Consider the following 18,577-nt stretch of genomic DNA (forward strand, 5'->3'; position numbering starts at 1 on the left):
GCATCACCGTCAAGCTGATCAACCCGATCGCGATGGAAGAAGGCCTGCGCTTCGCCATCCGTGAAGGCGGCCGTACCGTGGGTTCGGGCGTCGTGGCCAAGATCCTCGACATCTAAGCCGGACGCAAAGGAATCACCATGGCTACCAAGCAAAAAATCCGCATCCGCCTGAAGGCATTCGACTACAAGCTGATCGACCAGTCGGCAGCCGAAATCGTCGACACCGCCAAGCGCACCGGCGCGATCGTCAAGGGCCCCGTGCCCCTGCCGACCCGCATGAAGCGTTTCGACATCCTGCGTTCGCCGCACGTCAACAAGACGTCGCGCGACCAGCTGGAAATCCGCACGCACCAGCGCCTGATGGACATCGTCGACCCGACCGACAAGACCGTGGACGCGCTGATGAAGCTCGACCTGCCGGCCGGCGTGGACGTCGAGATCAAGCTGCAGTAATCCGTTCGACCTCGCGTCGCGGTTATTTGTGAAGCCCGCCTGCAGAAATGCAGGCGGGCTTTGTGCTTTATGTCACGCAGATGTGGCATCCTCGCCGGACGACAGCCTCCCTCCATCGAGGCGTCGGACAGCTGAAACGAGGGCAGCACAGCTATGAGACAAAGTATCTCTTTTGCGTCGGGTTTGATGGCTTGCATTGCGGCGGTGTTGTTGACCGCATGTGGCGGCGGTGGGGGAGGTGGCGGTGGTGGCATTCCCCTGTTGCCTGTGGCCTCGTCGACAACGGGAAATGGCGATGGTGGTTCTTCTCTGCCGGTATTCCCGGCGGGGACGGTGGTTGTACTGAGCGGGACTGCCAGTTATGAGTCGGTGCCAAATCCCAGCGGCCGCTTGGTGTATGCCGACACCGCTATCAAGCCAGTGCGCAGGGCTTATGTCGAAGTGCTCGATGCCACCAGTGGCACCCAGTTGGCCATCACCTCCACTGACGACAACGGCGCTTATTCGGCGAGTGTTCCGATGAACACGAGTGTCATCGTCCGGGTGCGTGCCCAGCTCCTCCGCACCGGTGTGCTTCCGAGTTGGGACGTCACCGTGCGCGACAACACCCAGTCGAGCGCGATCTACTCCATGCAGTCGTCGGTGTTCTCCACCGGCGTCGCGGCGCTCACGCGTGACCTGCGCGCTGGCAGCGGGTGGGGCGGGTCGAGCTACACCAGCCAGCGCGTGTCCGGGCCATTCGCTGTGATGGACACGATCTACACCGCGATGCAGAAGGTGCTGTCGGTGGCTCCGGCGACGGCGTTTCCGTCGCTGAAGGTGTTCTGGAGTGTCAACAACACGAACTCCGGCGGCAGCATCGCGCTGGGCCAGATCGGCACTACGTTCTTCATCGGCAGGAGTTCGGGTGCCGAGATCTACGTGCTTGGCAAGGAAGATGTGGACACCGACGAATTCGACGCGCCGGTGATCGCGCACGAATGGGGCCACTATTACCAGGCCTCCTTCAGCCGCGACGATTCGCCGGGCGGCGCGCATTCCACGAGCGAACTCATCGACCGCCGGCTCGCCTTCTCCGAAGGATGGGGTAACGGCTGGTCGGGCATCGCGCTGGGTCGTAGCAACTATGTCGATTCGGGTGGACCCGGCCAGGCCCAGGGCGGCAGCCTCGATCTCACGCAGGGGCCGGCGACCAACCGAGGGTGGTTCCGTGAATCCTCGATCCAGTCGATCTTCTGGAACCTGAACCAGCAGGTCGGTTTCAAGCCGATCCACGACACGATGACGGGGGCGCCGTTCAGGAGCGGTGCGCCGGTCACGTCAATCCATCCGTTCGCCGTGGCATTCAACGCGACAGCGCAGGGCAGTGCATCCACGCTGGCCTCGCTGCTCGCAGGGCAGAGCATCACGGTCAATGATGCCTACGGCGCGGGGGAGGGCAATGATGGCGGCGTGTCGATCGCGCTGCCGATGTACAAGCAGGCGGTGGTCGGTACGGCCACTTCGGCCTGTGTGACGAACGCAGCGGATCCTCAGCGTGACGGAAACAAGCTCGGAAGCTTCGCGTACCTGCGTTTCACGGCGCCCGCCAACCGTGGCTACCAGTTCACGATCTCCCCACCGGGGGGCGCTAATCCCAACTACGCAATCTATCGAGGTGGCGTGGTGAGCCGAAATACCAGTTCGGTCAACCTGTCGGCTGGCGACTATGTGCTGGTTGTCAACGATCTCAACAACTCCGCCGCCAGCACCTGCTTCGGCGTGATCATTCAGTAGCAGCGAGGAAGGCCGCCATGAACCTCCGTTCCAACTCGACGATTGCCGCCATGGCATGCCTGACGCTAGCTGCCGCGTCGGCGCCAGTCTTCGCAGATGGCGTGCCGGCGCCCCGCACCGCAAAGCACTCCGCTTCGTCCCGCAATGCTGCGCCCATGACGGTCGCGGCGCGCAAGCCCAACGATTCAGGCGTCGTGATCCAGTTCAGGGTGGAGGGTACGGCCCAGGTCGGCCGGCCGGTTTCTGTCGTTCTGCAGTTCGACGGCGTGAGCGATCCGGCAGGTGCCACCGCACGCCTGACGACCGATGCCGGCCTGACCCTGACCACAAGCAGCAGCCTGGCCCTTCCCGCCGGCCAGCGTACGACCGCCACCGCCACGGTGACGAGCGACCGCGAAGGTCTCGCCTATCTGAACGTCTTTGTTACGCAGAACGGCGCCATGAGCATCGTCGCTATCCCCGTGCAGACCGGCTCGGCCGCCCCGGCCATGAAGGCTGCAGGCGAGATGAAGTCGTCCGCGGAAGGCGAAAAAATCATCTCGCTGCCGGCCAAAGAGCCGAAATAAGCCGCGAAAGACCCCGGAAACGGGGCTTCGGCGCCCTCAAAACGGCCACAACTGCAGTGCTTGCGCGGAGCCCGCATCGCGGGCTATAATCGCTGGCTCTGCCCTTGCTGCGTCCGCATGGGTGTCGTTCTGGCAGAGATTTATCAACCTTCTTACGCTGTTCGGGGAAGCCCGACAAACGCTGTCGCCAATTGAAGTGGCAGCGGCGTAGGGAGTTTCCATTTTTGGAGAAAACAAATGAGTCTGAGCAACTCCCTCGGGTTGCTGGGCCGCAAGGTGGGGATGATGCGTCTCTTCACCGATGACGGGGACGCAGTTCCTGTCACGGTGGTGGATGTGTCCAACAACCGTGTGACCCAGATCAAGTCCCAAGAGACCGATGGCTACGTCGCCCTGCAGGTGACGTTCGGTTCGCGCAAAGCATCGCGCGTGACCAAGCCCGAAGCCGGTCACCTCGCCAAGGCGGGTGTCGAAGCAGGCGAAATCATCCAGGAATTCCGCGTTACCGCCGATACCGCTGGTCAGCACAAGGCTGGCGGCGTGATCGCAGTGACGAGCGTCTTCTCCGTGGGCCAGAAGGTGGACGTGCAAGGCACTTCCATCGGCAAGGGCTACGCTGGCACGATCAAGCGTCACAACATGAGCTCGCAACGCGCGTCGCACGGTAACAGCCGTTCGCACAACGTTCCCGGCTCGATCGGTATGGCACAAGACCCCGGTCGCGTGTTCCCCGGCAAGCGCATGACGGGCCACCTCGGCGACGTCACCCGCACGACGCAAAACCTCGACGTGTTCCGCATCGACGAAGCACGTCAACTGCTGCTCATCAAGGGCGCGATTCCGGGTTCGAAGGGTGGCTTCGTCACCGTGCGTCCCGCCGTCAAGGCCAAGCCGCAAGCGGCCCAAGGAGCGAAGTAATGGAACTCGAACTCCTGAACGAACAAGGCCAGGCCGCGTCGAAGTACGACGCCCCCGAGACCGTGTTCGGCCGTGACTACAACGAAGACCTGGTTCACCAGATCGTCGTTGCATTCCAGGCCAACGCACGCCAAGGCACGCGCGCCCAGAAGGACCGCGAACAGGTCAAGCACTCGACCAAGAAGCCTTTCAAGCAAAAGGGAACGGGCCGCGCCCGTGCCGGTATGACGTCCTCGCCGCTGTGGCGCGGGGGTGGCCGGATTTTCCCGAACATGCCTGACGAAAACTTCTCGCAGAAGATCAACAAGAAGATGTATCGCGCCGGCATGGCGTCCATCTTCTCGCAGCTGGCTCGCGAAGGCCGTCTGGCCGTGGTCGATTCGATCAAGGTCGACTCGCCCAAGACCAAGCCGCTGGCAGCCCGTTTCAAGGCGATGAATCTCGAGTCCGTGCTCGTGATCGCCGAAGAAGTCGACGAAAACCTGTACCTTGCCTCGCGCAATCTGGTCAACGTTCTCGTGGTCGAACCCCGCTACGCCGATCCGGTGTCGCTGGTTCACTACAAGAAGGTGCTGGTCACCAAGGGTGCCGTCGACAAGCTCAAGGAGATGTTCGCATGAGCCGCGTGAACCCTACCGCCGCTGAACGTACGTTCGAAGAAGGCCGCCTGATGGCGGTGCTGGTCGCCCCGATCGTGTCTGAAAAGGCCACGATGGTCGGCGAGAAGTCGAACGCTGTCACTTTCAAGGTGCTGCAAGACGCCACCAAGCCCGAGATCAAGGCCGCTGTCGAACTGATGTTCAAGGTCGAAGTCCAGGGCGTGTCGGTGCTCAACACCAAGGGCAAGACCAAGCGCTTTGGCAAGTCCATCGGCCGCCGCGACAACGTTCGCAAGGCCTATGTGACGCTGAAGGCCGGTCAAGAGCTCAACCTCGTCGGGGAAGGCGCTTAATCATGGCCGTCATCAAGATGAAACCCACTTCGCCGGGCCAACGCGGCGCGGTGAAGATTTCGCGTGACCACCTGTTCAAGGGTGCTCCTCACGCGGCCCTGCTGGAACCCCAGTTCCAGAAGGCCGGCCGTAACAACAACGGTCACATCACGATCCGTCACCGTGGCGGTGGTTCCAAGCACCACTACCGCGTTGTCGACTTCGTGCGCAACAAGGACGGCATCCCGGCCAAGGTCGAACGCATCGAGTACGACCCGAACCGCACCGCCCACATCGCTCTGGTCTGCTACGCCGACGGCGAGCGCCGCTACATCATCGCCCCGCGCGGTCTGGAAGCCGGTGCAACGCTGCTGTCGGGCGCCGAAGCCCCGATCCGCGCCGGCAACACCCTGCCGATCCGCAACATCCCGGTCGGCTCGACGATCCACTGCATCGAACTGCAACCCGGCAAGGGCGCGCAGATCGCACGTTCGGCCGGTACGTCGGCCACGCTGCTGGCCCGTGAAGGCGTTTACGCCCAGGTTCGCATGCGTTCGGGCGAAGTCCGCCGCATTCACATCGAATGCCGCGCGACCATCGGTGAAGTTGCCAACGAAGAGCACAGCCTGCGCCAACTCGGCAAGGCAGGCGCCAAGCGCTGGAAGGGCATTCGCCCGACCGTTCGCGGCGTCGTGATGAACCCGGTCGACCACCCGCACGGTGGCGGCGAAGGCAAGACTGGCGAAGGCCGCCATCCTGTCGACCCATGGGGCAATCTGACCAAGGGCTATCGCACCCGTAACAACAAGCGCACGCAGGTCTTCATCGTGTCGCGTCGCAAGAAGTAAGGGATAGCCAATGACTCGCTCTCTCAAAAAGGGTCCTTTCGTCGACCACCACCTCGTGGCCAAGGCCGACAAGGCCGTGACGACCAAGGACAAGAAGCCGATCAAGACCTGGTCGCGCCGCTCGATGGTCCTGCCCGAATTCATCGGTCTGACCATCGCTGTGCACAACGGCAAGCAACACGTGCCCGTGTACATCACCGACCAGATGGTCGGCCACAAGCTCGGCGAATTTGCGCTCACGCGCACGTTCAAGGGGCACCCCGCGGACAAAAAAGTCCAGAAGAAGTAAGGAACGACCATGTCTGAAACACGTGCAGTCCTCCGCGGTGTCCGCCTGTCGGTCGACAAGGGCCGTCTGGTCGCGGATCTCATCCGCGGCAAGAAGGTCGATCAAGCGCTCAACGTTCTGCAGTTCACGCAGAAAAAGGCCGCTGTGATCATCAAGAAGGTGCTCGAGTCGGCAATCGCCAACGCCGAGCACAACGACGGTGCCGACATCGACGAGCTGAAGGTCAAGACCATCTACGTCGAGCAAGGTGCAACGCTCAAGCGCTTCACGGCGCGGGCCAAGGGTCGCGGCAATCGCATCAGCAAGCCCACGTGCCATGTGTACGTGACGGTTGGCAACTAAGAAGGCCTGGAAGAAATATGGGACAGAAAATCCACCCAACCGGGTTCCGCCTTGCGGTCACCCGTAACTGGTCCAGCCGTTGGTACGCAAGCGACCGCGATTTCGCGGGCATGCTGGCCGAAGACATCAAGGTTCGCGAATACCTGAAGAAGAAGCTGAAGAACGCTTCGGTGTCGCGCGTCATGATCGAGCGTCCCGCCAAGAACGCACGCATCACGATCTACTCGGCACGTCCGGGCGTCGTGATCGGCAAGAAGGGCGAAGACATCGAGAACCTCAAGCGCGAACTGGGCAAGCAGCTCGGCGTGCCGGTTGCGGTCAACATCGAAGAAGTGCGCAAGCCCGAAATCGATGCGCAGCTGATCGCCGACAGCATCACGCAGCAGCTCGAAAAGCGGATCATGTTCCGCCGCGCCATGAAGCGCGCCATGCAAAACGCCATGCGTCTGGGTGCCCTGGGCATCAAGATCATGTCGGCTGGCCGCCTGAACGGCATCGAAATCGCACGTACCGAGTGGTACCGCGAAGGCCGCGTGCCGCTTCACACCCTGCGCGCCGACATCGACTACGGCACCTCGGAAGCCAAGACCACCTACGGCGTCATCGGCGTCAAGGTCTGGGTCTACAAAGGCGACACGCTGGGTCGTAACGACCTGCCGGCCGTCGAAACGCCGCGTCCTGAAGAAGAACGTCGTCCGCGCGGTCCGCGCCGTGACGGCCGCCCTGGTGGCGACCGTCCGGGCAGCGACCGTCGTGGTCCCGGCCCGCGCGCCGGTGCCCGTGGCCCGATCGGTGGCAACACCGCCCCGGCCGATGGCAGCGACAAGCCCGCAGAAGCAACCGGCGGTGCCGGTGCAGACTCGAAACCCGCCGTTAAGCGCGTCCGCAAAGCCGCGCCCGCTGCAGCAGCGGACGGTGCCAAGACCGAGTAATCGGTCGCTCCCGGGCGCGCAAGCGCCTGGGGCCCTCACGGAGTAACAAAACATGCTGCAACCTGCACGCAGAAAGTTCCGCAAGGAACAAAAGGGCCGCAACACCGGCATCGCAACCACGGGTAACTCGGTTGCGTTCGGTGACTTCGGTCTCAAATGCACCGACCGCGGTCGCCTCACGGCGCGCCAGATCGAAGCCGCTCGTCGCGCGATTTCGCGTCACGTGAAGCGCGGTGGCCGTATCTGGATCCGCGTGTTCCCGGACAAGCCGATCTCTACCAAGCCCGCTGAAGTGCGGATGGGTAACGGTAAGGGCAACCCCGAGTACTACGTCGCTGAAATCCAGCCTGGCAAGATCGTGTTCGAGATCGTCGGCGTGCCCGAAGAACTCGCCCGCGAAGCGTTCCGCCTGGCCGCCGCCAAGCTTCCGCTGCGTACGACGTTCGTCGCTCGCCAGCTCGGCGCCTGAGAGGAGAACATCCATGGCAACACGTAAGAAAAAAGAAACCGCGGCTCCGGCCAAGGTGACGAAGGCCGCAACCCTGCGCACGAAGGACGTCGCAGGCCTGCAAGCCGAAATCAAGGATCTGCAGAAGGCCCATTTCGGCCTGCGCATGCAGAAAGCCACGCAACAGCTGTCGAACACCTCGACGCTGCGCGTTACGCGTCGCGACATCGCGCGCGCCAAGACCATTCTTGCTCAGAAGCAGCAAGAAACCCCCGCCGCCAAGTAAGGAGTGAACATGACGGAAGCTAAAAAATCCCTCAAGCGCACCTTGATCGGCAAGGTGGTCAGCGACAAGCGTGCCAAGACCGTGACCGTGCTGGTCGAGCGCCGTGTGAAGCACGAGCTCTACGGCAAGATCGTGGCCAAGACGAGCAAGTACCACGCCCATGACGAAAAGGGCGAGTACAAGCTGGGCGACACCATCGAGATCACGGAAAGCCGTCCGATCTCGAAGACCAAGAACTGGGTCGTGACCCGTCTGGTCGAGAAGGCCGTTCTGGTCTGATCATCCCCGGCTCGATACAGCCCATCTCGAAACGGCCCACAATGTGGGCCGTTTTTCTTTTTCAGGAGCACATTCAATGATCAAAGTCGGCGACACCCTTCCTTCGGCCACCCTGCAGGAATATTCCGAGGTCGAGGGCGAAGGCTGCAGCATCGGCCCGAACGCCGTGGACGTGAGCAAGGCTTCGGCGGGCAAGACCATCGCGCTGTTCGCGCTGCCCGGTGCCTTCACGCCCACCTGCTCGGCCAAGCATGTGCCGGGCTACGTGCAGCATTTCGAGGACTTCAAGGCCGCCGGCGTGGACGAGATCTGGTGCGTGAGCGTGAACGACGCCTTCGTGATGGGCGCCTGGGCGCGCGACCAGAAGACCGGCGCCAAGGTGCGCATGCTGGCCGACGGCAGCGCCGACTTTGCCAAGGCCACCGGCCTCACGCTCGATTTGACCGGCCGTGGCATGGGCCTGCGCAGTAACCGCTATTCGATGCTCGTGAAGGACGGCAAGGTCGCGACGCTGAACGTCGAGGCGCCGGGCAAGTTCGAAGTCAGCGACGCCGATACGCTGCTGGCCCAGGCCCGCAGCTGATCGGGCGCTTCGGTCGTCAGAGATCCACTTTGAGGTAGTGGGCCCCGGCGACGGGGTTGTGATAGTAGGGCGGCACCTCCGTGAAGCCCAGGTCTTCGTAGAGAGCCCGCGCCGACTCCATGTCGTCGAGCGTGTCGAGCAGCACGCAGCCGTATCCCGCGCTGCGTGCGGCATCGATGATCGCCTCGGCCAGCTGACGGCCCAGGCCCAGGCCGCGGAAGCCGGGGCGTACGTACAGACGCTTCATTTCCGCAGCGTTCGCGTAGTCCGCGCTGTCGAGCGGCCGGAGCGCGCAGCACCCCGCCACATGCGCCAGCGTGCCGTCGGCACGTTGCAGCGTCGGCGCCTGGCGCCCGGCGTCTTCCGAGACATTGACCGGATCGACCAGCGCGAGCAACAGCGTGCCGCGTGGCTCGGCGTACTCGCCCGGCAGCTGGGCCAGCTCGCTGTCGAAATCCTGAAAGTCCAGATCGATGCCCAGCGAACCCGCGTAGTCGCGGAAGATCGCGCGCGCGGCCTCGATCTCGTGCGCCTCTTCGGGCGTGAGCAACACGACGGCCGGCATCGTCGACAGTGGCAGGGGGCGTGACACGGAAAAGCTCATACGCGCAACGAAGAAACCCAGTAAGCCACGCCCGCGCACAGCGCGAACAACACCAGCGCAAGCCAGCGCGAGGCCGCATCGTCGCGGCTCGGCGCCACTTGGCCGCTCTCGGCGGAAACCAGCTTGTCGCCAGTCACCATCGGCCGCACCAGGCGATGCCGCTTGACGAGCACGTAGAACAGCACCGCCAGCACATGCAGGCTCACGAGCGCAATCACGGCCCACTTGCCCTGCGCCTTGTGCCAACTCGTGGCCAGGCTTACGACCTCGCCCGAGACAAAACGAGTGAGCGGCCCGGACGCCGAGATCTCGTCATCTGCCATCAGCCCGGTAGCGACCTGCAACGCCAGGATCGCCAGCACCGCGAACACCGACAGCGCGCCCAGCGGCGTGTGTCCGATCAAGTGGTCCGGATGCGCCCGTCCGCGCAGGTAGGCCACGACCGACCCCGGCCCGTAGACGAAGGCCGCAAAGCGCGACCAGCGCCCGCCCACAAAACCCCAGAGCAGCCGGAACAGCAGCAGCGAAAGCACCGTGTACCCAAGGCGGAAGTGCCATTCCATGACACCGCCCAAGCCGGTGCCGATCATGCCGATGACGGCGATGGCCAGCGCCCAGTGAAAAAGGCGCGTCGGCAGGTCCCAGACCCGTGTGCGGGCACCGGAGCCGGAGGCCACGCGAAAGGCGGCCACGGAGGAGTCGGTCATCGGAGAAGGCGCCAAGGGAGCGCAATGCTGCGGAAGGCGCAGATTAGCAAAGTCCGGGCCCCAGTCTGCTTCGGGTTGTTGCTATGCGCCGGATACGGCCCGCCCCTACACTCGCCGGCAGTGCCGCATTCGACGGCGCTTTCCCCACAACGAGGACCCACGATGACCAGACTAGCTTCGTTCGCCCTTGCAGCCGCCTGCGCTGCCATGTCCCTCCCCGCAGCGGCCCAGTTTGCCAAGCCCGAGGACTCCATCAAGTACCGCCAGAGCGCGCTGTTCGTGATGAGCCAGCATTTTGCTCGCCTCGGCGCCATGGCCAACGGCCGTGCGCCCTACGACGCCAGCGCCGCCGCGGCCAATGCCGAAGTGGTCGCCGACATGGCGAAGCTGCCCTGGGCGGGCTTCGGCGCCGGCACCGAGGGCGGCAAGGCCAAGCCCGAAGTCTGGAAGGAAGACGCCAAGTTCAAGGAGCGCCAGCAGAAGCTGATGGAAGAGACCGGCAAGCTGGTGACCGCCGCCAAGGCCGGCAACCTCGACGCGCTCAAGGCCCAGTTCGGCCCGACCGCCGCGAGCTGCAAGGCCTGCCACGACAGCTTCCGTAACCAGTAACCGGCTAACCGGCATCTCGCAAAAACAAAAGGCGCTCTTTCGGGAGCGCCTTTTCGTTGGGATGACCGGAGATCAGGCTTCGGCCAGCAGCTTTTCGATCAATTTATGCAGTTCGGCGAAGTCCGGTTCGCCCACATAGCGCTTCACGATCTCGCCGCGCTTGTTGACCAGGTAGGTGGTCGGCGTGAGCTTCACGTCGCCCCAGGCCTGCGCCACGCTGCCGGTGTTGTCGATCGCCACCTTGAAAGGCAGCTTGCGCGTCTGGGCGAAATTGACGACGTAGCTCGGCGGGTCGTAGCTCATGGCCACGGCCAGGGTGTCGTAGCCCTGCGCTTTGTATTTGTCGTAAGTGGCGATGACCTTGGGCATCTCGCCGACACAGGTCACGCAGCTCGTGGCCCAGAAGTTGACCAGGGTGACCTTGCCCTTCAGGTCCGCCGTGCTCTTTTGCGTGCCGTCGAGCAGCACGAAGGTCGAGGCCGGCGCGGCGGTGGCGCCGGAGCCGAGGTACACGCCCACGCCGGTGGCCAATGCGATGACGACGGCGGCAGCGGCGATGTATTTTTTCATGGCTTCAAGCAAGAGAAGGGCGGCGCGATTTTAGTTCCGCGTGCCGGATCGTGCTGGCGGCGTTCCGGCGGCCCTCGCGCGGTTCGATAATCGCTGCCCCATGCCGTCGTCGCCCGCTTTCTCTTCTTCCTGGCTTGCGCTGACCGCGGCAGCCCTGCTCGCAGCCTGCAGCCCCACTTTCAACTGGCGCGAAGTACCGGTCGCCGAATCGGGCCTGATCGCGCTGCTGCCTTGCAAGCCCGACCGCGCGAGCCGCGCCCTGCCGCTGGGCGCCGAGTCGGTGCAGGTCGACATGGCGGGCTGCGAAGCCGGCGGCGCGACCTTCGCCATCGCGCATGCCTCCGCCAAAGGCCCCGAACAGGCCGAGGCCTGGCTCAACGCATGGCACGCTGCCACGCGCGGCCAGTTGGGCGAGGCGCAGATGACGGAAGCCCCCGCCAGCGTGCAGCGCGCGACCGCCACGCCCGCCCCGTTGCGGCTCGATGCCCAGCCAAAGCAGCAGGGCGCCGCGCCGGTACAGGTGCTCTGGTTCGCCCAGTCGCAAAAAGACGGCAGCGTTGCGCTCTACCAGGCCACCGTACTGGGCAAGCCTTCCTCGGTCGAAGCGCCAAAGACGTTCTTCGAGGGCCTGCGGCTTCCATGAGCGACGGTCGCGTTTGCTATTGTTTTGATAGCTCCTCCCGCGGCGCTGTCTGTTTTTCGGGGCTGCTGCGTTATGTCATATATCTACTTCCCTTGGGCGCCCCCGCATAATCGACGAGTCGTCCTCCGTCCCGCATGAACAGCATCCTCATCATCGCCCACTCACCGTTCGCACATGCGCTGCGGCAGTGCGCGCTGCATGTGTTTCCCGATTGCGAGCAGGCCATCGTCGCGCTCGACGTGCTGCCCAACGTGTCGCCCGAAGAAACGCTGGCGGCCGCGCGCATCACGCTTGCGCAGCAGCTGCACACGCCGCGCTCGCAGGTGCTGGTGCTGGCAGACGTGTTCGGCGCCACGCCCTGCAACGTGGCGCAGAAGCTGGTGGACGGCGTCCGGTCGCGGCTGGTGGCGGGGGTCAATCTTCCGATGCTGCTGCGCGCCGTCACCTACCGGCATGAGCCTCTGGAGACGCTGGTGCAGCGCGCCCTCGCGGGCGGCACCGCGGGCGTCATGCAGGTGGCGGTGGCGGCTCCCCAGAATCAGGCGAAAAGAAAGCACAGTGATCAAGAAATCCGTGACCATCAGCAATAAGCTGGGCCTGCACGCACGCGCATCGGCCAAGCTGACCAAGCTCGCAGGCAGCTTTCCCTGCGAGGTGTGGCTCTCCCGCGGCGACCGCCGCATCAATGCCAAGAGCATCATGGGCGTGATGATGCTGGCCGCCGGCATCGGCTCGACCGTCGAGCTCGAAACCAACGGTGCGCAGGAAGAAGAAGCGATGAACGCCATCGTCCAGCTCATGGACGACAAGTTCGGCGAAGGCGAGTAAGGACCGTCCCATGACCTTCGCAGTCCACGGCCTCCCTGTCGCCCGTGGCATTGCCATCGGGCGCGCGGTGATGGTGGTGTCGAGCCGCATCGACGTGGCCCACTACTTCATCAAGCCGGAAGAAATCGAGACCGAGATCGACCGCGTGCGCACCGCGCGCAATGCAGTGGCCGAAGAGCTCGCAAAGCTGCAGGCCAACGTCGCGCTGATGGGCCCCAACGACGCGCCGCACGAACTCGCGGCGCTGCTCGAGGTGCACCAGATGCTGCTGCAGGACGAGGCCTTGAGCGGCGGCGTCAAGCACTGGATCAGCGAGCGGCTCTACAACGCCGAATGGGCGCTGACCACGCAACTTGAAATCATCGCGCGCCAGTTCGACGAGATGGAGGACGAGTACCTGCGCGAGCGTAAGGCCGACCTCGAACAGGTGGTCGAGCGCCTGCTGCATCGCATGAAGGGCACGGCCGCCGTGCTGGCGCCGAGCCCGCCGCGCCGCAAGCGCGCCGCCGCCACGGACGACGACAACGACGACCCCACCGCGGGCGACGGCATCGACGTGCCGCTGGTGCTCATCGCGCACGACCTCTCGCCGGCCGACATGCTGCAGTTCAAGAAGAGCGTGTTCGCCGGCTTCGTCACCGACGTGGGCGGGCGCACCTCGCACACCGCCATCGTCGCGCGCAGCATGGACATTCCGGCCGTGGTCGGCGCGCGCACCGCGAGCCAGCTGGTGCGCCAGGACGACTGGGTCATCATCGACGGCGATGCCGGCGTGGTGATCGTCGACCCGTCGCCGATCATCCTGGCCGAGTACGGCTTCAAGCAGCGCCAGGGCGATCTCGAACGCGGCCGGCTCGCGCGGCTGCGCCACAAGCCGGCCATCACTCTCGACGGCCAGCGCATCGAACTGCTCGCCAACATCGAGATGCCCGAAGACACCGTGGGCGCAGTCAAGGCCGGTGCCGTGGGCGTGGGCCTGTTCCGCAGCGAATTCCTCTTCATGGGCCGCGAGTCGACCACGCGCCAGACCCGCCTGCCCGACGAAGAAGAGCAGTACCAGGCCTACAAGCGCGCGGTCGAGGGCATGCAGGGCATGCCCGTCACCATCCGCACCATCGACGTGGGGGCAGACAAGCCGCTCGACAGCAAGTCGGCCAACAAGCAGGAGCACCTGAACCCCGCGCTCGGCCTGCGCGCCATCCGCTGGAGCCTGGCCGATCCGGCGATGTTCCTCACACAGCTGCGCGCCATCCTGCGCGCGGCGGCGCACGGCGAGATTCATCTGCTGATCCCCATGCTCGCGCACGCGAGCGAGATTCGCCAGACGCTGTCGCTGATCGATTTCGCGCGCACCGAGCTCGACAACCGCGGCGCGGTGCACGGCCCGGTGAAGCTCGGTGCCATGATCGAGATTCCCGCGGCTGCGCTCACGCTGCGCATCTTCCTGAAGCATTTCGACTTTCTGTCGATCGGCACCAACGACCTGATTCAGTACACGCTGGCCATCGACCGCGCCGACGAGTCGGTGGCGCATCTCTACGACCCCGCGCACCCGGCGGTGCTGCGTCTCGTGGCCGACACCATTGCCGAGTGCCGCCGCCAGGGCAAGGGCGTGGCCGTGTGCGGCGAGATGGCGGGCGACGTGGCCTTCACGCGCCTGCTGCTGGGCCTGGGCCTGCGCAGCTTCTCGATGCACCCCTCGCGCATTCTCGCCGTCAAGCAGGAAGTGCTGCGCGCCGACACCAGCAAGCTCGAGGCATGGGCCAAGAGCGTGCTCGAGTCCGACGACCCTGCCGCCATGATGGCGGGTTGAGCGTACTTTTCACTCACCCTTGCGGGTGGGTGAAAAGAAACGATACACGCCGAAACTGCGGCGAAAGGACTTGCGGGAACCCCGCAAGCACGATCAGGCCTCCTCTTCCAACCCTGAAAGAAAGGCCTGAAATGAACTCCGTCTCCTTCACCCAGATCGTCGCTGTCGCATCCTTCGCCATGCTCGCCGCAGCCGGCGCCAAGGCTGAAAGCTACGAGGGCGTGCAGCCCGCCGTGTCGGCCAAGAGCCGCGCCGACGTCAGCGCCGAAGCCGTGAACACCGCATCGGCACCCAACCAGAACGTGGTGCGCGGTTCGCGCGGCGCCGAGACCATGGCCGTGTCGACCGAGCGCGGCCGCATCGTCGCCGAAGCCGTGCGCGCCACCGCTGCGCCCGACCAGAACGTGTCGGCCAGCTCGCGCGTGAACAGCCAGGTCATCTCGACGATGCAGAACCCCGTCGACGCGCGCGCCTCGGCTGCCAACGCCAAGAGCAGCCGCCTGTAAGCAAACAGCCCCCGGCTTGCCGCCTCGCGCGTCGCAATAAAACGAAACACGCCGCAACCGCAGCGAGAGGACTTGGCCCGGTGCAAATCGCACCATGGAGCTTCCTCCTCACAGACAACACAAGGAATCACCATGAAATACTGGATCAAACGAACTCTCTTCGGTTTTGCGGGCGCCGCAATGGTTGCCGGCAGCATCGCCGGCTGTGCTGGTCAACGGCACGGCTGGGGCGGTGGCGACAGCGCCGAGTTCCGCGCGAAGATGATCGAGCGCGTGGGCAGCAAGCTCGAGCTCGACGCCAACCAGAAGCAGAAGCTCACCGTGCTGGCCGAGAAGCTGCAGGCGCAGCGCGAAGCCATGCGCGGCGCCGGCGGCTCGGGCGATCCGCGCTCGCAGTTCAAGGCGCTGTTCGCGGGCAACAAGCTCGACCAGGCCGGCGCCACGCGCCTGGTCGAAGAGAAGACCGCCGCCGTGCGCAATGGCAGTCCCGAGATCATTGCCGCCGCTGCCGACTTCTACGACAACCTGAATGCCGCGCAGCAGCAGAAGGTGCGCGACTTCATGGACCGAGGTGGCCGCCGCTGGAGCCATCGTGGATAGGCTCCACTCACCCCCAGGCTTCGCGCACTTCGTGTCGCTTCGCCTTCCCCCTCTCCGGGGGCGACAGCTGTGGACCGGCGAAGCCGGCTCCACCGTATCTCCCGAACAGGCAGCGGTAGCCGGCGGGGTGCGCGCGCTGCTGCGGGTCGAAGGCGCCGTGGTGCTCGGCGTGGCACTCGCTGCTTACGCCCAGTTCGGCTTGGGCTGGGGCGTGTTCGCGCTCTGGCTGCTCGCGCCCGATCTCTCGCTGCTGGGCTACCTCGCGGGGCCGCGAGTGGGCGCGGCGCTCTACAACGCGGCGCACTCGTACATCGGACCGGTGCTGCTGCTGGCGCTCGGCGTGCTTGCGGCCATGCCGTGGGCGGTGGCCGGCAGCCTGATCTGGCTGGTCCATATCGGCTTCGACCGCGCACTCGGCTACGGACTCAAGTACGCAGCGGGCTTTGCCGCCACGCACCTGGGCCGCATCGGGAAGGCCGATCCATGGTGAGCGCACGCGGCATGGTCCCCGTCATGCGCCCGCAGGCCGCGCGCGCATGGATGCTGGCCGAGGCGCTCGCGCTCGGCCTCGCATCGATGGTGCACGCCGGCCGCATCGTGCCGGGTTATGCGCATGGGCATGCCCGCATCGCTGAAGCGGTGATCGCCACCGTGCTGGTGCTCGCCACGGTCGAAACCTGGCTGCGCCCAGAGGATGCGCGCCGCGCCGCCATCTTCGGCCAGGGCTTCGCGCTGCTGGGCACGCTGGTCGGGCTCGGCACCATCGTGGCGGGCATCGGTCCGCGCACCGTGCCCGACGTGGTCTACCACGCGCTTTTGCTCTCACTCCTCGTGACGGGCCTGACCTGGGCGGTGCGATGCCGGCAGGTCTGATGGTCAGCGAGGTCATCCGCCATTTCCTTGCCAGGAGGCACAATCCCGCCATGCCGCGCATCCTGCTGATCGACGACGACGAACACCTCGCCGCGCCGCTGACCACCTACTTCGCACGCTTCGGCTGCACGCTCGAGAGCGCCGTGCGCCCGAGCGAAGGCCTCGCCAAGCTGCGCGCCGGCACCTACGACGCGGCCATCCTCGATGTCATGCTGCCCGAGATGGACGGCTTCGCGCTGTGCCGCGAGATCCGCAAGGAAAGCGACATTCCCATCGTCATGCTCACCGCCCGCGGCGAGGTTATGGACCGCGTGGTCGGCCTCGAACTCGGTGCCGACGACTACGTGCCCAAGCCCTTCGAGCCGCGCGAGCTGGTGGCGCGCGTGCAGACCATCCTGCGCCGCCAGCGCAGCGTGCCGCAGGCGGTGGCCAACGGCACGCAGCACCGCGTGTTCGATGGCCTGTCGATCGACCTCGACCGGCGCCAGGTGCTGCGCCACGGCGAGCGCGTGGAGCTCACGGGCACCGAGTTCGAACTGCTGGCGCTGCTGGCCGCCGAACCCGGCAAGGTGTTCAGCCGCGACGACATCCTCAACCGCCTGCGCGGTCACGAGGCCGAGCTCTACACCCGCGCGGTCGACATCGTGGTGAGTCGCCTGCGCAAGAAGCTCGAGCCGCTGGACTGCATCAAGACGCTGCGCAACGCCGGCTACGCATTGGCCGTCGCACGCAGCGAGCCTGCATGAGTTTCGGCCGTCGGGAATCCCGCAGGATGAGGTGGCGCGGCGAGGAGTGCCGCGACGAGCAATCGCGCGAGGACTGGCACGCGAAGTGGCATGCGCGCTGGAACGAAAAAGTGCAAGGCAAGCGCCGCTGGCGCCGCTCCCTGCGCGTGCGGCTGGTGCTGATGTTCGTGGTGCTGGCCATGGTGATGGCGGCGGTGTTCATGGGCGGCATGAAGAAGGCTTTCTCCACCGGCTGGGCCGAAGCCGCCAAGCCGATGCTGACGGACTACGCCGACCGCCTGGTCTCGGAGATCGGCACGCCGCCCGACGTGGCGCGCGCACAGGCGCTGGTGGCCCGGCTGCCCATCACCATCCGCATCGTCGGTCCCAAGGTCAACTGGGATTCCAACCCCGGTGGAGCGAACAGCCCCGGCGGGTGGATGCACGACCGCGAAGACGTGTTCGGGGGTGACAAGTGGTTCATCCGCCCCACCGCAGACGGCCACCGCGTGATCTTCGGCTGGGCGCCCAAGCTCTGGCAGCTGGCGCCGCGTGCCACCGGCTGGGCCACGCTCGGCGTGCTGCTGTCGTGCGTGCTGCTGGGCTATGCCTACGTGAGTCGACTGCTGCGGCCGCTGATCGACATTCGCGAAGGCGCGCAGCGCTTCGGCCGTGGCGAGTTCACGCAGCCCATTCCGGTGCGCCGCAACGACGACCTCGGCGATCTCGCCGAACGCATCAACACCATGGCCGACGACATCCAGGCCATGCTCGACGCCAAGCGCGGGCTGCTGCTGGCCTTGAGCCATGAACTGCGCTCGCCGCTCACGCGCGCCCGGCTCAATGCCGAGCTGCTGCCGATCACGCCCGAAGGCCAGGCCGAGCGCGAGGCGCTGCTGCGCGACCTCAACGAGATGCGCGACCTCATCAGCGACCTGCTCGAAAGCGAACGCCTGGCCAGTCCGCACGTGGCGCTGCAGCGCGAACCGGTCGAGCTGGCAGCGCTGATCCGCGAGATCGTGGCCGAGATGCCCGATGCGCAGCACGTGCATCTCGACCTGGCCGAAGGCCTGCCGCCGCATGCCGTCGACCGCATGCGCATCCGCCTGCTGGTGCGCAACCTGCTGGACAACGCGCTGCGCTACAGCGCCGACGCACCGCGGCCGCCCTGCGTGTCGCTGCGTGCGGTGCTCGACGGCAGGAAGCAGGGCATCGAGATCGAGGTGCGCGACCATGGCCCCGGCGTGGACGACGAGCAGCTCGAGCGGCTGACCGAGCCCTTCTACCGCACCGACGGCGCACGGGCGCGCGCCACCGGCGGCGTCGGCCTCGGCATGTACCTGTGCCGGCTGATCGCCGAGGCGCACGGCGGCGAGCTGACGGTGCGCAACGCCGGGCCGGGGCTGCAGATCATCGTCAGACTGGCCTAGAACGTCCGGCGGGCGCTGT

At 65.5% G+C, this 18,577-nt stretch carries 29 protein-coding genes; 26 read left to right on the forward strand and 3 right to left on the reverse strand.

Annotation, left to right across the window (positions count from 1 at the left end; genetic code table 11):
• The 15 genes from ACSFCA_RS28875 to ACSFCA_RS28945 all read left to right on the forward strand — a co-directional run.
• A partial coding sequence (locus ACSFCA_RS28875) for an EF-Tu C-terminal domain-related protein (RefSeq protein WP_475539687.1) occupies positions 1 to 116 on the forward strand: 116 nt, incomplete at its 5' end.
• 21 nt (positions 117 to 137) lie between these two features.
• Complete coding sequence (gene rpsJ, locus ACSFCA_RS28880; protein ID WP_007838118.1) at positions 138 to 452, forward strand: 30S ribosomal protein S10; 315 nt, start codon at positions 138 to 140, stop codon at positions 450 to 452.
• Positions 453 to 605: 153 nt separating this feature from the next.
• Entirely contained in the window at positions 606 to 2,228 is a 1,623-nt protein-coding gene (locus ACSFCA_RS28885) for a hypothetical protein (protein WP_435462008.1), read from the forward strand.
• Positions 2,229 to 2,245: 17 nt separating this feature from the next.
• Entirely contained in the window at positions 2,246 to 2,794 is a 549-nt protein-coding gene (locus ACSFCA_RS28890; protein WP_435462007.1) for a hypothetical protein, read from the forward strand.
• Positions 2,795 to 3,031: 237 nt separating this feature from the next.
• A complete protein-coding gene (gene rplC / locus ACSFCA_RS28895; RefSeq protein WP_093057774.1) occupies positions 3,032 to 3,712 on the forward strand; it encodes a 50S ribosomal protein L3 in 681 nt (226 codons plus the stop codon).
• Entirely contained in the window at positions 3,712 to 4,332 is a 621-nt protein-coding gene (gene rplD / locus ACSFCA_RS28900; protein WP_019657681.1) for a 50S ribosomal protein L4, read from the forward strand. The genes rplC and rplD overlap by 1 nt, the downstream gene beginning before the upstream one ends.
• A complete protein-coding gene (rplW, locus tag ACSFCA_RS28905; protein ID WP_093057773.1) occupies positions 4,329 to 4,664 on the forward strand; it encodes a 50S ribosomal protein L23 in 336 nt (111 codons plus the stop codon). The genes rplD and rplW overlap by 4 nt, the downstream gene beginning before the upstream one ends.
• A 2-nt stretch (positions 4,665 to 4,666) precedes the next feature.
• On the forward strand, positions 4,667 to 5,491 hold the full coding sequence (gene rplB, locus ACSFCA_RS28910) for a 50S ribosomal protein L2 (protein WP_093057772.1): 825 nt from the start codon (positions 4,667 to 4,669) through the stop codon (positions 5,489 to 5,491).
• A gap of 10 nt (positions 5,492 to 5,501) precedes the next feature.
• On the forward strand, positions 5,502 to 5,780 hold the full coding sequence (gene rpsS, locus ACSFCA_RS28915) for a 30S ribosomal protein S19 (protein ID WP_007838132.1): 279 nt from the start codon (positions 5,502 to 5,504) through the stop codon (positions 5,778 to 5,780).
• Between the two features lie 9 nt (positions 5,781 to 5,789).
• Complete coding sequence (rplV, locus tag ACSFCA_RS28920; protein WP_007838134.1) at positions 5,790 to 6,122, forward strand: 50S ribosomal protein L22; 333 nt, start codon at positions 5,790 to 5,792, stop codon at positions 6,120 to 6,122.
• Between the two features lie 17 nt (positions 6,123 to 6,139).
• Complete coding sequence (gene rpsC / locus ACSFCA_RS28925) at positions 6,140 to 7,054, forward strand: 30S ribosomal protein S3 (protein ID WP_093057771.1); 915 nt, start codon at positions 6,140 to 6,142, stop codon at positions 7,052 to 7,054.
• Positions 7,055 to 7,106: 52 nt separating this feature from the next.
• On the forward strand, positions 7,107 to 7,523 hold the full coding sequence (rplP, locus tag ACSFCA_RS28930; protein ID WP_007838137.1) for a 50S ribosomal protein L16: 417 nt from the start codon (positions 7,107 to 7,109) through the stop codon (positions 7,521 to 7,523).
• A 55-nt stretch (positions 7,524 to 7,578) separates the two neighbouring features.
• Entirely contained in the window at positions 7,579 to 7,788 is a 210-nt protein-coding gene (rpmC, locus tag ACSFCA_RS28935) for a 50S ribosomal protein L29 (RefSeq protein ID WP_056589463.1), read from the forward strand.
• A 9-nt stretch (positions 7,789 to 7,797) separates the two neighbouring features.
• A complete protein-coding gene (gene rpsQ, locus ACSFCA_RS28940) occupies positions 7,798 to 8,067 on the forward strand; it encodes a 30S ribosomal protein S17 (protein ID WP_015867662.1) in 270 nt (89 codons plus the stop codon).
• 76 nt (positions 8,068 to 8,143) lie between these two features.
• On the forward strand, positions 8,144 to 8,650 hold the full coding sequence (locus ACSFCA_RS28945) for a peroxiredoxin (RefSeq protein WP_435462006.1): 507 nt from the start codon (positions 8,144 to 8,146) through the stop codon (positions 8,648 to 8,650).
• Between the two features lie 16 nt (positions 8,651 to 8,666).
• On the opposite strand, the gene ACSFCA_RS28950 is transcribed toward ACSFCA_RS28945, so the two are convergent.
• Positions 8,667 to 9,254, reverse strand: coding sequence for a GNAT family N-acetyltransferase (locus tag ACSFCA_RS28950; RefSeq protein ID WP_435462005.1), 588 nt, complete (start codon positions 9,252 to 9,254; stop codon positions 8,667 to 8,669).
• The gene (locus ACSFCA_RS28955) at positions 9,251 to 9,961 is read right to left on the reverse strand and encodes a cytochrome b/b6 domain-containing protein (protein ID WP_258352522.1); all 711 of its coding nucleotides are present in this window, start codon (positions 9,959 to 9,961) and stop codon (positions 9,251 to 9,253) included. Before ACSFCA_RS28955 ends, ACSFCA_RS28950 begins: the two co-directional genes overlap by 4 nt.
• A gap of 162 nt (positions 9,962 to 10,123) precedes the next feature.
• Here ACSFCA_RS28955 and ACSFCA_RS28960 point away from each other — a divergent pair, with 162 nt between their 5' ends.
• Positions 10,124 to 10,570 carry a c-type cytochrome gene (locus ACSFCA_RS28960; protein WP_097197787.1) on the forward strand — a complete coding sequence of 149 codons (447 nt, stop codon included), beginning with the start codon at positions 10,124 to 10,126 and terminating at the stop codon, positions 10,568 to 10,570.
• Between the two features lie 72 nt (positions 10,571 to 10,642).
• On the opposite strand, the gene ACSFCA_RS28965 is transcribed toward ACSFCA_RS28960, so the two are convergent.
• Positions 10,643 to 11,140, reverse strand: coding sequence for a TlpA disulfide reductase family protein (locus ACSFCA_RS28965; protein ID WP_093057766.1), 498 nt, complete (start codon positions 11,138 to 11,140; stop codon positions 10,643 to 10,645).
• 100 nt (positions 11,141 to 11,240) lie between these two features.
• On the opposite strand from ACSFCA_RS28965, the gene ACSFCA_RS28970 reads away from it, so the two are divergent.
• From ACSFCA_RS28970 to ACSFCA_RS29015, 10 genes are all read left to right on the forward strand, one after another.
• The gene (locus ACSFCA_RS28970; RefSeq protein WP_435462004.1) at positions 11,241 to 11,783 is read left to right on the forward strand and encodes a hypothetical protein; all 543 of its coding nucleotides are present in this window, start codon (positions 11,241 to 11,243) and stop codon (positions 11,781 to 11,783) included.
• A gap of 134 nt (positions 11,784 to 11,917) precedes the next feature.
• Positions 11,918 to 12,373, forward strand: coding sequence for a PTS sugar transporter subunit IIA (locus ACSFCA_RS28975; protein WP_093057764.1), 456 nt, complete (start codon positions 11,918 to 11,920; stop codon positions 12,371 to 12,373).
• The gene (locus tag ACSFCA_RS28980) at positions 12,342 to 12,611 is read left to right on the forward strand and encodes an HPr family phosphocarrier protein (protein ID WP_093057763.1); all 270 of its coding nucleotides are present in this window, start codon (positions 12,342 to 12,344) and stop codon (positions 12,609 to 12,611) included. The genes ACSFCA_RS28975 and ACSFCA_RS28980 overlap by 32 nt, the downstream gene beginning before the upstream one ends.
• Before the next feature lie 10 nt (positions 12,612 to 12,621).
• A complete protein-coding gene (gene ptsP / locus ACSFCA_RS28985; protein WP_258352527.1) occupies positions 12,622 to 14,424 on the forward strand; it encodes a phosphoenolpyruvate--protein phosphotransferase in 1,803 nt (600 codons plus the stop codon).
• Positions 14,425 to 14,555: 131 nt separating this feature from the next.
• Complete coding sequence (locus ACSFCA_RS28990; RefSeq protein WP_435462003.1) at positions 14,556 to 14,930, forward strand: DUF4148 domain-containing protein; 375 nt, start codon at positions 14,556 to 14,558, stop codon at positions 14,928 to 14,930.
• A 132-nt stretch (positions 14,931 to 15,062) separates the two neighbouring features.
• Positions 15,063 to 15,530 (forward strand): Spy/CpxP family protein refolding chaperone, encoded by a 468-nt coding sequence (locus ACSFCA_RS28995; protein WP_093057760.1) that lies wholly within the window; start codon positions 15,063 to 15,065, stop codon positions 15,528 to 15,530.
• Positions 15,523 to 16,020 carry a DUF4260 domain-containing protein gene (locus ACSFCA_RS29000; protein ID WP_258352540.1) on the forward strand — a complete coding sequence of 166 codons (498 nt, stop codon included), beginning with the start codon at positions 15,523 to 15,525 and terminating at the stop codon, positions 16,018 to 16,020. The genes ACSFCA_RS28995 and ACSFCA_RS29000 overlap by 8 nt, the downstream gene beginning before the upstream one ends.
• Entirely contained in the window at positions 16,014 to 16,403 is a 390-nt protein-coding gene (locus ACSFCA_RS29005) for a hypothetical protein (protein ID WP_258352541.1), read from the forward strand. The genes ACSFCA_RS29000 and ACSFCA_RS29005 overlap by 7 nt, the downstream gene beginning before the upstream one ends.
• Positions 16,404 to 16,453: 50 nt before the next feature.
• Complete coding sequence (locus tag ACSFCA_RS29010; RefSeq protein WP_258352543.1) at positions 16,454 to 17,149, forward strand: response regulator transcription factor; 696 nt, start codon at positions 16,454 to 16,456, stop codon at positions 17,147 to 17,149.
• Positions 17,150 to 17,175: 26 nt separating this feature from the next.
• A complete protein-coding gene (locus ACSFCA_RS29015) occupies positions 17,176 to 18,558 on the forward strand; it encodes a HAMP domain-containing sensor histidine kinase (RefSeq protein ID WP_435462002.1) in 1,383 nt (460 codons plus the stop codon).
• The last annotated feature ends 19 nt before the right edge of the window (positions 18,559 to 18,577 follow it).

The organism is Variovorax multivorans, assembly GCF_051216835.1.
In the GTDB taxonomy this organism is placed as follows: Bacteria; Pseudomonadota; Gammaproteobacteria; order Burkholderiales; family Burkholderiaceae_C; genus Variovorax.

Coding starts and splice junctions, on each gene's coding strand:
- ACSFCA_RS28885 (WP_435462008.1), top strand. CDS start 606: ATGAGACAAAGTATCTCTTTTGCGTCGGGTTTGATGGCTTGCATTGCG.
- ACSFCA_RS29010 (WP_258352543.1), top strand. CDS start 16,454: ATGCCGCGCATCCTGCTGATCGACGACGACGAACACCTCGCCGCGCCG.
- ACSFCA_RS29005 (WP_258352541.1), top strand. CDS start 16,014: ATGGTGAGCGCACGCGGCATGGTCCCCGTCATGCGCCCGCAGGCCGCG.
- ACSFCA_RS28960 (WP_097197787.1), top strand. CDS start 10,124: ATGACCAGACTAGCTTCGTTCGCCCTTGCAGCCGCCTGCGCTGCCATG.
- rplW (WP_093057773.1), top strand. CDS start 4,329: ATGAGCCGCGTGAACCCTACCGCCGCTGAACGTACGTTCGAAGAAGGC.
- rpsJ (WP_007838118.1), top strand. CDS start 138: ATGGCTACCAAGCAAAAAATCCGCATCCGCCTGAAGGCATTCGACTAC.
- ACSFCA_RS28990 (WP_435462003.1), top strand. CDS start 14,556: ATGAACTCCGTCTCCTTCACCCAGATCGTCGCTGTCGCATCCTTCGCC.
- ptsP (WP_258352527.1), top strand. CDS start 12,622: ATGACCTTCGCAGTCCACGGCCTCCCTGTCGCCCGTGGCATTGCCATC.
- rpsC (WP_093057771.1), top strand. CDS start 6,140: ATGGGACAGAAAATCCACCCAACCGGGTTCCGCCTTGCGGTCACCCGT.
- ACSFCA_RS28945 (WP_435462006.1), top strand. CDS start 8,144: ATGATCAAAGTCGGCGACACCCTTCCTTCGGCCACCCTGCAGGAATAT.
- rplD (WP_019657681.1), top strand. CDS start 3,712: ATGGAACTCGAACTCCTGAACGAACAAGGCCAGGCCGCGTCGAAGTAC.
- rplC (WP_093057774.1), top strand. CDS start 3,032: ATGAGTCTGAGCAACTCCCTCGGGTTGCTGGGCCGCAAGGTGGGGATG.
- rplV (WP_007838134.1), top strand. CDS start 5,790: ATGTCTGAAACACGTGCAGTCCTCCGCGGTGTCCGCCTGTCGGTCGAC.
- rplB (WP_093057772.1), top strand. CDS start 4,667: ATGGCCGTCATCAAGATGAAACCCACTTCGCCGGGCCAACGCGGCGCG.
- ACSFCA_RS28975 (WP_093057764.1), top strand. CDS start 11,918: ATGAACAGCATCCTCATCATCGCCCACTCACCGTTCGCACATGCGCTG.
- ACSFCA_RS28950 (WP_435462005.1), bottom strand. CDS start 9,254: ATGAGCTTTTCCGTGTCACGCCCCCTGCCACTGTCGACGATGCCGGCC.
- ACSFCA_RS28955 (WP_258352522.1), bottom strand. CDS start 9,961: ATGACCGACTCCTCCGTGGCCGCCTTTCGCGTGGCCTCCGGCTCCGGT.
- ACSFCA_RS28970 (WP_435462004.1), top strand. CDS start 11,241: ATGCCGTCGTCGCCCGCTTTCTCTTCTTCCTGGCTTGCGCTGACCGCG.
- ACSFCA_RS28965 (WP_093057766.1), bottom strand. CDS start 11,140: ATGAAAAAATACATCGCCGCTGCCGCCGTCGTCATCGCATTGGCCACC.
- ACSFCA_RS29015 (WP_435462002.1), top strand. CDS start 17,176: ATGAGGTGGCGCGGCGAGGAGTGCCGCGACGAGCAATCGCGCGAGGAC.
- ACSFCA_RS28890 (WP_435462007.1), top strand. CDS start 2,246: ATGAACCTCCGTTCCAACTCGACGATTGCCGCCATGGCATGCCTGACG.
- rplP (WP_007838137.1), top strand. CDS start 7,107: ATGCTGCAACCTGCACGCAGAAAGTTCCGCAAGGAACAAAAGGGCCGC.
- ACSFCA_RS28995 (WP_093057760.1), top strand. CDS start 15,063: ATGAAATACTGGATCAAACGAACTCTCTTCGGTTTTGCGGGCGCCGCA.
- rpsS (WP_007838132.1), top strand. CDS start 5,502: ATGACTCGCTCTCTCAAAAAGGGTCCTTTCGTCGACCACCACCTCGTG.
- rpsQ (WP_015867662.1), top strand. CDS start 7,798: ATGACGGAAGCTAAAAAATCCCTCAAGCGCACCTTGATCGGCAAGGTG.